Genomic DNA, 12932 nt, shown 5'->3' with positions numbered 1-12932 from the left:
CTTTTTTACCTATAGGACACTAGCGTGGCCGTTGTAAATAACACCCCTCGATGAATCAACAGTGATCTCTTGACCTTCTTTAAATAATTCTAATGCATTGTCGACTCCAACAATGACAGGAATTCCAAGGTTTAGACCCACTACAGCCGCATGGCTAGTTAATCCGCCTTCTTGTGTGATAAGAGCAGCACATTTTTCTAGTGCAGGAACCATATCACGATCCGTTCCTAATGTAACAAGAATAGAACCTTGCTTCACATTTTCTAAAGCTTCTTTTGCATCATGGGCAACAACTACTTTCCCAAATGCGGATTTACGGCCAATTCCTTGTGCCTTAGCAATAATATCGCCGACAACATGAATCTTCATCAAATTCGTTGTACCAGCTTCACCAACAGGAACCCCTGCAGTAATAACTACTAAATCACCGTGTTTTACAATACCACTGTTTAAGCTTTCTTGAACGGAAAGCTCAAGCATTTCGTCAGTAGTTGAGCACATTGATGTGATACGTGAATAGACACCCCAAACAAGTGACAATTGTCGAGAAACCTTGTCATTTGCTGCAACAGCAACGATCGGTGCCTTCGGACGATACTTAGAAATCATTCTAGCAGTATGTCCGCTTTCAGTTGGTGTAATGATGGCATTAACTTCTAAATTTAATGCTGTATGGGCAACAGACTGACCGATTGCATCTGTTAGATTATGTCCAGTGTCTTTGCTGCGGCTAGATAAGATTTCTTTATGATCTAATGCCTGTTCTGCTCGAGAAGCAATATTGTGCATGGTTTGGACCGCTTCAACTGGATATATTCCAGCAGCTGTTTCACCTGAAAGCATAATGGCATCCGTGCCATCAAAAATAGCATTGGCTACGTCACTAGCTTCTGCACGCGTAGGTCTTGGATTACGTTGCATGGAATCAAGCATTTGTGTTGCAGTAATAACTGGTTTACCAAGGGCATTACATTTCTTAATTAACATTTTTTGAACAAGAGGAACCTCTTCAGCAGGAATTTCCACACCAAGGTCACCACGTGCAACCATCAAGCCATCAGAAATCTCAAGGATTTCATCGATGTTGTCAACACCTTCTTGGTTTTCAATTTTAGGGATAATATGGATATGTGTTGCATTGTTTTCCTCTAAAAGTTGACGGATTTCTAAGACATCTTTTGCACGGCGAACGAAGGAAGCAGCGATGAAATCAATTCCTTGTTCAATACCGAACAGGATGTCTTTTGTATCCTTTTCAGTGATTCCTGGAAGATTAACTGACACACCAGGAACGTTTACACCTTTTTTATTTTTTAATGTTCCGCTGTTTAAAATCTTTGTATGGATTTCATTTGCGGCTTTATTCACTTCTATTACTTCAAGACCGATTAAGCCGTCATCTAATAGAATCTTTGAACCAACATGTACATCTTCAATTAAACCTTGATATGTAACAGAGAATTTCTCAGCTGTTCCTTCGACTTCTGTCATAGAGACAATCACATTATCTCCAGCCTTAAGCTCAATTGCACCGTTTACCATGTTGTTTGTACGGATCTCTGGACCTTTTGTATCAAGTAGAATCGCTACTGTTTTACCAGTTTCTTTTGCTGCTTCACGAATATTTCTGATTCGAGCACCATGTTCTTCGAAATCGCCGTGAGAAAAGTTCAATCGAGCAACGTTCATACCCGAATTGATTAATTGAGTTAACTTTTCAACACTTTCACTAGCAGGACCAATCGTACAAACGATTTTTGTTTTTCGTAGCATGCTTTATTTCCTCCCATTTTAGAAAAGACAAACGCTATTCTTTAAATTGATAATTCCTTGGACAACTTGAAGAGCTCAAGATCCAATGTATGTTTTCTACCTAAAGCTTCAATGATGTCATAATCAACAAGCTGATTCTTTTCAATACCTACTGCACGGCCGCCTTTTCCTTCGATTAAAAGTTCTACTGCCCTTGCACCTAATCGGCTAGCAAGTACTCGGTCAGCTGCAGTTGGTGAACCACCCCGCTGGATGTGACCTAATACGGATACCCTTGTATCAAAGTTAGTTGCTTCTGACAGCTGTTTCGCGAATTCAACTCCACTACAAACTCCTTCAGCCACAATAATAATACTATGCTTTTTACCACGCTCTTGCCCTTTGCGAAGTCTTTCGGCAATTTCATTCATATCATAGTTTTCTTCAGGAATTAAGATGGTTTCTGCTCCACCAGCTAGACCCGCCCATAAAGCAATATCACCCGCATCGCGACCCATTACTTCGATTACAAACGTTCTTTCATGTGAGGTAGCAGTATCACGTATTTTGTCTACTGCATCAATTACTGTATTTAACGCAGTATCAAAGCCTATTGTAAGCTCAGTACCTGGAATATCGTTATCAATCGTGCCAGGTACACCAACACAAGGAAAACCTTGTTCTGTTAATGCTTTTGCTCCACGATAGGAACCATCCCCACCGATAACTACAAGCCCTTCAATTCCAAGAGCTTTCATTTGGTCTATTCCTTGCTGCTGTCCTTCTTTTGTTTTAAATTCTAAACAGCGAGCTGAATGTAGCATGGTACCGCCACGGTGAATGATATCACCAACAGAACCTAGCTCAAGCTTCTTTATATTACCAGAAATTAATCCTGCATAACCGCCATAAATACCGTAAACCTCTACATTATGATAAATTGCTTTCCGGACAACGGCACGAATGGCCGGATTCATCCCTGGTGAATCTCCACCGCTCGTTAGTACCCCAATTCTTTTCAAACCTATCACCTCAATCATTGATTAAGAAACCCTCTGAATACAAATGTTAATAACACTAGATTATCTCAGGATGTACTTATTTTATTATTTACATAAAACCTACGAATATTTATAAAATAACACGAAGAAATCACCTTAACAACCGATTCATATTAGTAAATATAATAGACGGAATAATTAGTGAACTGGAAGCGTTTTATTCGCAATTGAAAGCGTCATCATTAACTTTTCATAGAAATTTCCTTGAACATTATGTGAACGTGAAAAAATCGTGCCCCAAGGAGCACGATTTTTTATTTAGCACCAATGTAATCATTAACTATTGTGTATTCACCAATTGTCCTAAAACGATTATATCGATCTGCAATTAATTCATCCTCTGATAGTTTAAGAAGTTGTTTAAGCGAAGACATTAGACATTTTTCAATTTCTTCTGATTGCTGTTTAACATCCTTATGTGCCCCGCCTTTAATTTCAGTGATAATTTCATCGATTACTCCCAGTTCTTTCAAATCGGGAGCTGTGATTTTCATTGTTTCTGCAGCATTTTTAGCTAAGGATGCATCCTTCCATAGTATAGCTGCCGCTCCTTCTGGTGAAATAACTGAGTAGGTAGAGTTTTCCAGCATGTAGATTCGGTTACCCACCCCAAGTGCAAGAGCACCGCCACTTCCGCCTTCACCAATAACAATACAAATGACAGGAACGCGAAGCCCCGCCATTTCAAATAAATTTCGTGCAATGGCTTCACTCTGGCCTCGTTCTTCTGCAGCCTTACCTGGATATGCTCCCTTTGTATCAATAAAACAGATAATCGGACGGTTAAATTTATCAGCCTGCTTCATGAGACGAAGTGCTTTTCGATATCCTTCAGGATGGGGCATTCCAAAGTTTCTGCGGATATTTTCTTTCGTGTCTTTCCCACGTTGATGGCCAATAACTGTGACTGGTAATCCCTTAAACTTGGCGACTCCTCCTACGATGGCTTCATCATCCGCAAAGGTCCGATCGCCATGTAACTCAAAGAAATCCTCAAACAGATAAGAAATATAATCAAGAGTTGTGGGTCTATTTGGATGACGGGCGATTTGTACACGATCCCATGGTTTAATATTCTCATATATATCCTGCTCCAACTTTTCAAGTCGAGCTTCTAGCTTAATTATTTCAGAACTTAAATCGACATCTGCTGTTTTAGTGAACTCTTTTAGTTCGGTAATTTTTCTTCTTAACTCCACTATTGGGCGTTCAAATTCTAATTCGCCTACCATTCGAGCTCACCTCCAGGTTGATGAATTTCTAATATGTTTGTGATTTTCTCTACTAGGACCTCACGTGAAATAATTGCATCCAGCTGTCCGTGCTTTAATAGGAACTCCGCCGTTTGAAAATCTTCAGGTAATTCTTCTCGAATAGATTGTTCAATAACGCGTCGTCCGGCAAAGGCAATGAGGGCTCCTGGCTCAGCAAAATTAAAATCACCTAATGATGCAAAACTTGCTGATACCCCGCCAGTTGTTGGATGTGTCATTATCGAAATAATGAGACCACCATTTTCACTAAACCTCTTTAACGCGACACTTGTTTTTGCCATCTGCATTAAACTCAATGCACCCTCCTGCATTCTGGCACCACCAGACGCGGTAAAAATAATAAAAGGCAGGGAGAGTTCATCTGCTTTCTCAATTGCACGGGTAATTTTTTCACCCACGACAGAACCCATACTTCCCATGCGGAAAGAGGCATCCATTATCGCCAAAACTATTTTTTTGCCATTTACGGCTCCTACACCTGTTACAACAGCCTCGTTTAACTTACTTTTTTGTCTGTCTTTTTCTAGCTTCTCCAGATAATCTGGGAAACCAAGTGGGTTCTCAGAAATCATGTCCTCATTAATTTCTTCAAAACTTCCCTCATCTAAAAAGCTGTTAATCCGCTCATATGAATTCATTTGAAAATGAAAACCACAATGTAAACAAACCTTAAAGTTTTTTACTAGTTCCTTTGTGTACATGATTTTTTTACATGAAGTACACTTTGTCATAATCCCTTCAGGTACGTCATTTTTAGCTGTTTCCGTTGGAATTGTTGCATATTTCTTCTTCTTTGTGTGATTTTTTGAAAAAAGATCTTTAAGCGCCAAAATGAAACCTCCCTTGTGAACGCTCCTGCTATTTAGCAAGATTCTCCATCTAATGCTATCTAGAAGTCTTTCTATCCTACATCAACTTCATACCTATCTGTCAAAAGTGGTCAGACCACCATTCAGTAAAAAATACCCTTGATCAGAGGGCTTGTATCACTTTCACTATAAAATAAAATGAATTCAAAATCTGTTAGTTTTTGTCGTTAAAACATGACAAATTTCGAAGCTGATAATAAGCAGCAACCGCTTTTGCTTCTTCTTTTGTAGCTAATGCTTCAAGTATTAATAAATAATTTTCTTTCTTATAGTTCCTATGTGGAAAATCTAAAGAATAATAATATTCCTTTAATATTCCCCACAATCTTAAAAATAGATGGTTATCAGCCATTTCTATGATTCGATAAAAAAACTCATCATCCTGTATACGATCTGATTTTTCTACCCATTCTTTCATATGATCAATCGTTTGAATGTCCATTCGCTGAATTGCTAATCGGAGACAGTCCATCTCAATATAATTTTTTGTCTCATAAACATCTCGTATTGCTTTTTCATCCTGCAGAATGAATGTGCTGAGGAGCTGTACTAGCTGATGTCCGCGAAAATCCCGAATAAAAGTCCCTTCACCTCTACGTGTTTCAATTAATCCAAGTAATTCTAATGCTCGAAGGGCTTCTCGAACGGAAGAGCGCCCGAAATTCAGGCGCTCAGACAATTCACGTTCAGAAGGTATTTTATCTCCGGTCTTTAAACCATCTATTGTAATCATTTCTCGAAGCTGCTTTACAATCTCTATATATACTTTTGTATTGGTCACTTACTTGATCACTCACTTTTACCGATAATAGCGAGCCTCTGTGTTTTTTCTTTTACATCTTCTGGGTCAACCTTTAGGCGGGCAACACCTGTTTCCATTGCCGCTTTCGCTACCGCAGCTGCTACATCAGGGGCAACTCTTGGGTCGAAAGGTGCTGGAATCACATAGTCTGCATTTAGCTCGTCCTCATTGATTAAGTTCGCAATCGCTTCAACAGCAGCCACTTTCATTTTTTCATTTATATGTGTAGCACGAACATCAAGAGCTCCACGGAAAATACCAGGGAAAGCAAGTACATTGTTTACTTGGTTTGGAAAATCAGAACGGCCTGTCCCAACTACTTTTGCTCCGGCTTCTTTTGCTTCATCCGGCATAATTTCTGGTACTGGATTAGCCATTGCAAAAATAATGGAATCAGGGTTCATGGAAGCGACCATATCCTTGGTTAAAGCGCCTGCTACAGATACACCAATAAATACATCCGCGCCTTTAATAACATCTGCAAGGCTGCCTGATAAGCTATCCCGGTTGGTATACTTTGCTACTTCTGCTTTTACTTCATTCATTCCCTGTGGGCGTCCTTCGTAAATGGCTCCCTTTGTATCACACATGATAATGTCTCTTACACCATAGCTATATAGTAATTTAATAATCGCAATCCCTGCAGCACCAGCACCATTTGCGACTACTTTAATTTCAGTCATTTTTTTGCCAACTAATTTTAGTGCATTAACGAGGCCAGCCACAGTAACAATGGCTGTACCATGCTGATCATCATGGAAAATAGGAATATTGGCTTCTTTTTTTAGTCTTTCTTCGATAACAAAACAATTTGGAGCAGCGATATCTTCAAGATTTACGCCCCCAAAGGTCGGTTCAAGCAGCTTAACCGTTTCAACAATCTTATCCACATCCGTTGTATTTAAACAGATTGGAAAGGCATCTACACCAGCAAAGCTTTTAAATAATACTGCTTTCCCTTCCATTACAGGCAGTGCTGCTTCAGGTCCAATATTCCCAAGACCTAACACTGCAGTACCATCGGAAACAACAGCAACCATGTTTCCTTTCATGGTATATTCGTAAACCATCTCTGGTTTCTCATAAATATCTTTACATGGCTCTGCCACACCTGGAGAATAGGCTAAACTTAAATCATGAGCATTCCGCACAGGAACTTTGGATTTCGACTCTAATTTTCCTTTATTAATTCGATGCATGTGCAATGCTTCTTCACGTAAAGTCAAGATATGTCACCCCTTAAATGATTACAATAGAATAATAACTTCGCTAAATTTAAGTCCAACAATAGTGGTCAGACCACACTCGTCTCATTATCACTATAACATATCTGCCATAGTTGTAAAGATTAATCTCTCAGTACCACATTTTTTTCCCCAAGGATTATTCTTAATTTTCGCTGTAATTCCGGGGTTGGGTGAACCTGATTTTCAGCACCTAATTTAACGGTTTTTCGAGTAGCTTCATCATGCAAAATAACGGACGCATTCCCTTTGTATTCCGTCAAAATTTGTTTTATTTTATTTAGAATGTTCTCATCTTGCAATTCTGCAGAAATTTTCAAATATAATATTGGCTGTTTTAGTGACTTTGTTTGTAGCCATTGTTCTAGCTCAAACACTTGTTGAATTATAAATTGCAACTTTCCTTCTCGTTCTTCAATTTTCCCTTCAATTAATACGAAATTCCCTTGTTCTAAAAAGGCTTGATATTTTTTATATACATTTGGGAATACAACTGCTTCCATTTCTCCGCTGCCATCACTCACAGTTAAAAAGGCCATCGAATCTCCTTTTTTCGTCCGAATTGCCTTCATTGTTGAAATATACACGCCCGATGAAACCCTTTTATCATCATTTCTTAAATGAAATAGTACCGTGGCTCCCTGTCGTTTAAGCTCTTTTTCATAAAGCGATATAGGATGATCCGAAAGGTAAAAGCCAAGTGCCTCTTTCTCAAATGCCAGTTTGTGCTCCAAATCGATAGGATCGACTTGAACATATTTTGGCTTAAGCATGAACTCATCTTCAAACAAGTCAAATTGACTTGAATCATCCGGGTTAAAAATTTGCGCATGTTCAATTGCTACATCTAAACTAGCGAGAAGAACTGCACGGTCCTCACCAAACTCATCAAAACAGCCTGAGTGAACAAGATATTCTAGTGTTTTTCGATTAATGGCTTTTGAAGAAACTCGTATACAAAAATCAAAAAGGTCATCAAATTTTTTCTGCTTCCTTGCTTGAAAGATTTCCTTTAAAGCGGCAGCTCCTACGCCTTTGATAGCTGCCAGGCTATAACGAATTCCCCCGTTCTCTACTTGGAAGGAGAAGACGCTATAATTAATGGATGGAGGCAGAATGGTCATTTCTTTTTGTTTTGTCTCCATAATATATTGAGCTATTTTTGTTTCATTACCAATAGCAGAGGTAAGCAGCCCTGCCATAAAAAACATAGGATAGTTAGCTTTTAAATAGGCTAACTGGTAGGAAATCATACTGTAGGCAACTGCATGGCTTCTGTTAAAACCATAATTGGCAAAGCGAACAATCAAATCGTATATCTCATTGGCCAGTGACTGATTATATCCCTTTTGAAGTGCTCCTTGAACAAAATGATTTCTCTCTTTGTCTAGCACCTCTTTTTGCTTTTTCCCAACTGCTCTTCTTAAAAGATCCGCTTCCCCTAGAGAGAATCCTGCCATTGTAGAGGCAATCTGCATGATTTGTTCTTGGTACACAATGACACCATAAGTATTCTCAAGGATCGGCTTCAAATTTGGATGGGGATATTCTACGGTTTTATCGCCATGTTTACGTTCAATAAACAGTGGGATATTTTCCATTGGACCAGGACGGTATAATGCATTAACCGCAACAATATCTTCAAACCTGGAAGGCTTTAGACGAGTTAATACCTTCCTCATCCCTTCTGATTCTAACTGAAAAATACCAGTTGTCTCACCCCTAGCTAATAATTGAAAGGTCTCGGGATCATTTAGCGGAATGGAACCTATATTAATTCTCCGTTTGGTGATGCGATAGATAGAGGACAAAATTGATTCAATTAAAGATAAATTTCGTAAACCTAAAAAGTCCATTTTAAGCAGGCCGATTTCCTCAAGGTATTCCATTGAGTATTGTGTTAAATACACTTCAGATGATCCTTGTTGAATAGGAATTAAATCTATTAGCGGTTTCTCGCTAATGACCACACCTGCCGCATGTGTGGATGTGTGGCGAGGAAGCCCCTCAAGCTTTACAGCAACATGAAAAAGCCTTTGGTTCATTGGGCTTTCATTGATAAATCTTCTAAATGGTTCAGATTCTTTAAAGGCAGATTTTAAGTCTATTCCTAACCGGGACGGGACAAATCTGGACAGCTGCTCTAATTCTTTAGAATTCAAGCCAAAAACCCTTCCTACATCTCGCAGCGCCGCTTTTGCAGCGAGCGTTCCAAAGGTAACAATTTGAGCAACATGCAGCTTTCCATATTTCTTGGCAACATATTCAATGACTTCGTCACGACGATGATCGGGAAAATCGATATCAATATCAGGCATGGAAATGCGTTCAGGATTTAAGAAACGTTCAAAAAGAAGCTGATGTTCGATTGGATCGACATCGGTAATATACAAAACATAAGCCACAAGTGAACCAGCAGCTGAACCCCTTCCCGGTCCTGTTAAAATTCCATTTTCCCGTGCATATCTCATAAAATCCCAAACAATTAAAAAGTAATTGCTAAAATTCATCCGTTTAATAACGGCAAGTTCAAAGGATAGCCGTTCAAAATAGCCCTTTTCAATTGAAGAGAACCGCTCACTTAATCCCTGCTTACATAACATTTCTAAATATTCATCTGCCGGCATATTGTTTTCGGTTGGAAATGAAGGTAAGTAGGTCTTGTTTAGTTCAATGTTTACATTACACCGTTTGGCAATGCGCAGTGTATTCTCCAAAGCTTCAGGTATTTCAGAAAAGGTATTTACCATTTCCGCTGCCGTTTTCAAATAATATTGGTCACCTTCTAATTTTTCACGATGATCGTCTTGAAGCTTATCTCCGTTTTTAATAGCTAACAGGCATTCATGGGCAAACATATCCTCTTTTTCTAGGTAATGTACTTGATTGGTTGCAACAAGAGGAATATTTAACTCGTTACTCATCTGTTTCAATTGTTTGTTAACTATAACTTCCTGTTCTATCTGATGATTCTGGATAGAGAGAAAAAAGTTCCCATTACCGAAGATGGCAGCTAATTTTTCAGTTAGATTCTTAGCTGTTTCAACGTTGCCATTAATAATTAATTGTTCAATTTCACCTTCTGTTCCAGGTGTTAAGGCAATAATCCCTTCCGCATAATGTTTTAACCATTTTTGCGGTATCCCGTGATTGGATTTTGTTTGAACAGCACTGGATATTTTCAAGAGATTTTTAAAGCCTTTTTCATTTTCTGCAAGTAAAACGAGAGGATAGGATTCGTTCGTTGTGATTTCACTTTCCACATCTACAGTTAATCCCATTATTGGTTTTACATTTTTCTTCTTACACATTTTATAAAACTCAATAGCACCGTACATCACATTTCGATCGGTTAAAGCAAGCGCAGTAAACCCTTTTTTATGTGCAGTGTTAATTAACTCTGGGACAGACGCTGTACTCGTCAACAAACTATAGGCACTATATACATGAAGGTGAATAAAAGACATACTGCTACACCGTTCCTTAACTTAATCTATTAATTATTATAAAACTTAATCTCAAAAAAAGAAAATATGTTCTCATTGTTAATATTAAAGTAATCAAAAAACATAAATGCACATACTTGTCCATATAAATGATATATAAGTCTTTATAATGTAAAGAGGCGGTTGAAGGGATGAAAGAAATTGGTTTTTTTCCTACATTTATTGAAAGCTACTTTATTGCTTTAGGAGTTGTACTTGGGGGGTCACTTATTGGTGGAATTGCTTCTTTTTTAACGGGACAACCTCCACTGACAACCGTCTATCGCTTATCTGCAGCACTCAGAATTTGGGCAATCGTAGCAGCAATAGGAGGTACATTCGATACGGTTTATACCTTTGAAAGAGGTTTATTTAATGCAGATACTAAAGATATTTTCAAACAATTTTTATTAATTCTCTCCGCATTAGGTGGCGCGCAAACAGGTGCCCTAATCATCAATTGGTTAACACAGGAGCATATTTCATCATGAGGATTCCACCCTATTATCGAAGACCCTCCTGGCAGCGTTTTTTTGCAGGTGCCGCAGTAGGCGGTGCAATAAGCTGGTGTATCTTTCTATATATTTACGGGGTATGGCAGGAAGAAAACACTGAATTATTACGGATACAACAACAGAAAATTATTGACCTAAACGAAGAAAAAAAAATTTGGCAGGAAGAATATAAGGAAATGAATAAGCGGAATATCGAACAGCTGACGGTTCAAAAAATAAATATAAAGATTACAAACTGGGAAAAATATAAGCTAGATTTACTTAGTGTTTCAGAGACAGAAGACTCCGTCAAAGATGATATTAGTATGATGCTTGCCAAGGATTTAGATACAGTCTATAAAAGTAAGGATCTCCTGAAAAAAATAATTGAAAATAAACCGATTAAAATCAATGATAAACGATACAAACTTAAAGTAAAGGAAATGGTAATTTATACCAATCTATCCATACAACTTGAGATACAGTTTGAATAAGAGTGAGGCTGACCCCTTTTGGGTCAGCCCTTCTTTTTAGCATTTATCCTATTTGGTATAATTCCGGCATACCTCATCTAGTTCTTTTAAGACATGATTTACTTCATCCCAAGAATATATGGAAGCGCCTGAAGCAAGTGGATGGCCTCCACCTTTAAACTTTCTAGCGACGCCATTTATGACCGGCCCCTTTGAACGTAGACGAACTCGAATTTGATCCTCTTCCTCAATGAAAAAGACCCAAGCTTTAATTCCTTTTACATTCCCTAAAATTCCGACTAATAAGGAAGCCTCTGCAGGTCTTGCTCCATATTCCTTTAACAACTTCTTTGTAAGCATAACGGATGCGACTCCGTTTTCCTGAAGTTCAAAGTTCTGAAGGATATACCCGTTCAACTTGATGATATGTGCATCCAATTCATACATCTTATCGAATACTTCAGTACGAGAGAAGTGATAATGGATCAGTTCACCTGCGTAAGAAAAAGTTTTCTCTGTAGTGCTCGGAAAAAGGAATCTTCCCGTATCACCGACAATACCAGCGAATAGCAGTCTTGCTGCTTCATCATTCATCTTTAACCCTTTTTCTTTACCGGCTAAATAAAACTCATAAATCATCTCACTGCACGAACTGGCACTGGTGTCTACCCATAATAAATCACCATATGGATCTTCATTTGGATGATGATCAATTTTAATAAGCTTATCACCTAATGAGTATCGGTCATCACAAATTCTTGCTGCATTTGCTGTATCACAAACAATGACCAAGGCTCCTTTGTACATCTCATCGTCAATCACATCCAGCCTGCGCATAAAATGAAGAGTTGGTTCCTCTTTACCTACTGCGTAAATCTTTTTATCCGGATACGACTCTTGTAAAATGGCTGCCAGTCCACCCTGTGAACCATAGGCATCCGGATCGGGTCGGACATGTCGATGAACTATTATGGTTTCATATTGTTCAATTGTTGCTAAAATTTGCTCAATCATAAACACTGCTCCTTAGAACCAATCATGGCTTTTTTATAAAAAAAAAGGTAAAATAATAATGATTTTCAAAACTGGAGGATCCAATCATGTTTGTATTTGCTTTATTAGTTTTCATATTATTCGCTTTCTATTTATTTTATAAGACAAAATACTTTAGAAGCAACCGTGAAGTAGAAAAGAAATGGCTTTCCGCAAAATCAAATATAGCACTCGGTCTTTTTGTTTGTTTCTTTGGTTTAAATTTTTTACTATTTATTTCTGAATCTACATCAACTCTAATAGTTTCCGTTATTTTTATCATTTATGGTGCATTTTTCAGTTGGATAGGTTTTAAGAAGTATAAACATTACCTTCCATTCGCAGTAGAGGAAGCTAAGCTTTACGAAGCGCAAAAATAAAAAAACGAAGAGGCTGACTCCAGGGGGTCAACCTCTTCGTTTTTTGTCCAGCTCCAGCGCCTAGCC

At 38.3% G+C, this 12932-nt stretch carries 11 protein-coding genes; 3 read left to right on the top strand and 8 right to left on the bottom strand.

Features of this window, described 5'->3' with window-relative positions; translation table 11 throughout:
- Positions 1–9: 9 nt before the first annotated feature.
- The 7 genes from pyk to dnaE all read right to left on the bottom strand — a co-directional run bounded on the left by pyk (position 10) and on the right by dnaE (position 10469).
- Positions 10–1773 (bottom strand): pyruvate kinase, encoded by a 1764-nt coding sequence (gene pyk / locus ABES03_RS01865; protein ID WP_430114656.1) that lies wholly within the window; start codon positions 1771–1773, stop codon positions 10–12.
- 41 nt (positions 1774–1814) lie between these two features.
- Entirely contained in the window at positions 1815–2774 is a 960-nt protein-coding gene (pfkA, locus tag ABES03_RS01860; protein WP_430114692.1) for a 6-phosphofructokinase, read from the bottom strand.
- Between the two features lie 293 nt (positions 2775–3067).
- Positions 3068–4045: an acetyl-CoA carboxylase carboxyl transferase subunit alpha gene (gene accA, locus ABES03_RS01855; protein ID WP_430114654.1), complete on the bottom strand. Its 978-nt coding sequence runs from the start codon at positions 4043–4045 to the stop codon at positions 3068–3070.
- On the bottom strand, positions 4039–4917 hold the full coding sequence (accD, locus tag ABES03_RS01850; protein ID WP_430114652.1) for an acetyl-CoA carboxylase, carboxyltransferase subunit beta: 879 nt from the start codon (positions 4915–4917) through the stop codon (positions 4039–4041). Before accD ends, accA begins: the two co-directional genes overlap by 7 nt.
- Before the next feature lie 193 nt (positions 4918–5110).
- The gene (locus ABES03_RS01845) at positions 5111–5689 is read right to left on the bottom strand and encodes a FadR/GntR family transcriptional regulator (protein WP_430114691.1); all 579 of its coding nucleotides are present in this window, start codon (positions 5687–5689) and stop codon (positions 5111–5113) included.
- Between the two features lie 56 nt (positions 5690–5745).
- Positions 5746–6984 (bottom strand): NAD(P)-dependent malic enzyme, encoded by a 1239-nt coding sequence (locus tag ABES03_RS01840; protein ID WP_430114650.1) that lies wholly within the window; start codon positions 6982–6984, stop codon positions 5746–5748.
- 122 nt (positions 6985–7106) lie between these two features.
- Positions 7107–10469, bottom strand: a complete 3363-nt coding sequence (gene dnaE / locus ABES03_RS01835) for a DNA polymerase III subunit alpha (protein ID WP_430114648.1) — start codon at positions 10467–10469, stop codon at positions 7107–7109.
- 170 nt (positions 10470–10639) lie between these two features.
- Between dnaE and ABES03_RS01830 the strand changes: the two genes are divergently transcribed.
- Entirely contained in the window at positions 10640–10978 is a 339-nt protein-coding gene (locus ABES03_RS01830) for a YtrH family sporulation protein (RefSeq protein ID WP_308082916.1), read from the top strand.
- Positions 10975–11475 carry a sporulation membrane protein YtrI gene (ytrI, locus tag ABES03_RS01825; RefSeq protein ID WP_309860169.1) on the top strand — a complete coding sequence of 167 codons (501 nt, stop codon included), beginning with the start codon at positions 10975–10977 and terminating at the stop codon, positions 11473–11475. The genes ABES03_RS01830 and ytrI overlap by 4 nt, the downstream gene beginning before the upstream one ends.
- Positions 11476–11523: 48 nt before the next feature.
- On the opposite strand, the gene ABES03_RS01820 is transcribed toward ytrI, so the two are convergent.
- On the bottom strand, positions 11524–12468 hold the full coding sequence (locus ABES03_RS01820; RefSeq protein WP_430114646.1) for a DHH family phosphoesterase: 945 nt from the start codon (positions 12466–12468) through the stop codon (positions 11524–11526).
- An 86-nt stretch (positions 12469–12554) separates the two neighbouring features.
- Between ABES03_RS01820 and ABES03_RS01815 the strand changes: the two genes are divergently transcribed.
- On the top strand, positions 12555–12866 hold the full coding sequence (locus ABES03_RS01815; RefSeq protein WP_430114645.1) for a YtpI family protein: 312 nt from the start codon (positions 12555–12557) through the stop codon (positions 12864–12866).
- Positions 12867–12932: the final 66 nt, after the last annotated feature.

The sequence above is a fragment of the Neobacillus rhizosphaerae genome (genome assembly GCF_050477885.1).
GTDB lineage: Bacteria > Bacillota > Bacilli > Bacillales > Cytobacillaceae > Neobacillus > Neobacillus rhizosphaerae_A.
This window is presented reverse-complemented; position numbering and strand designations above follow the sequence as displayed.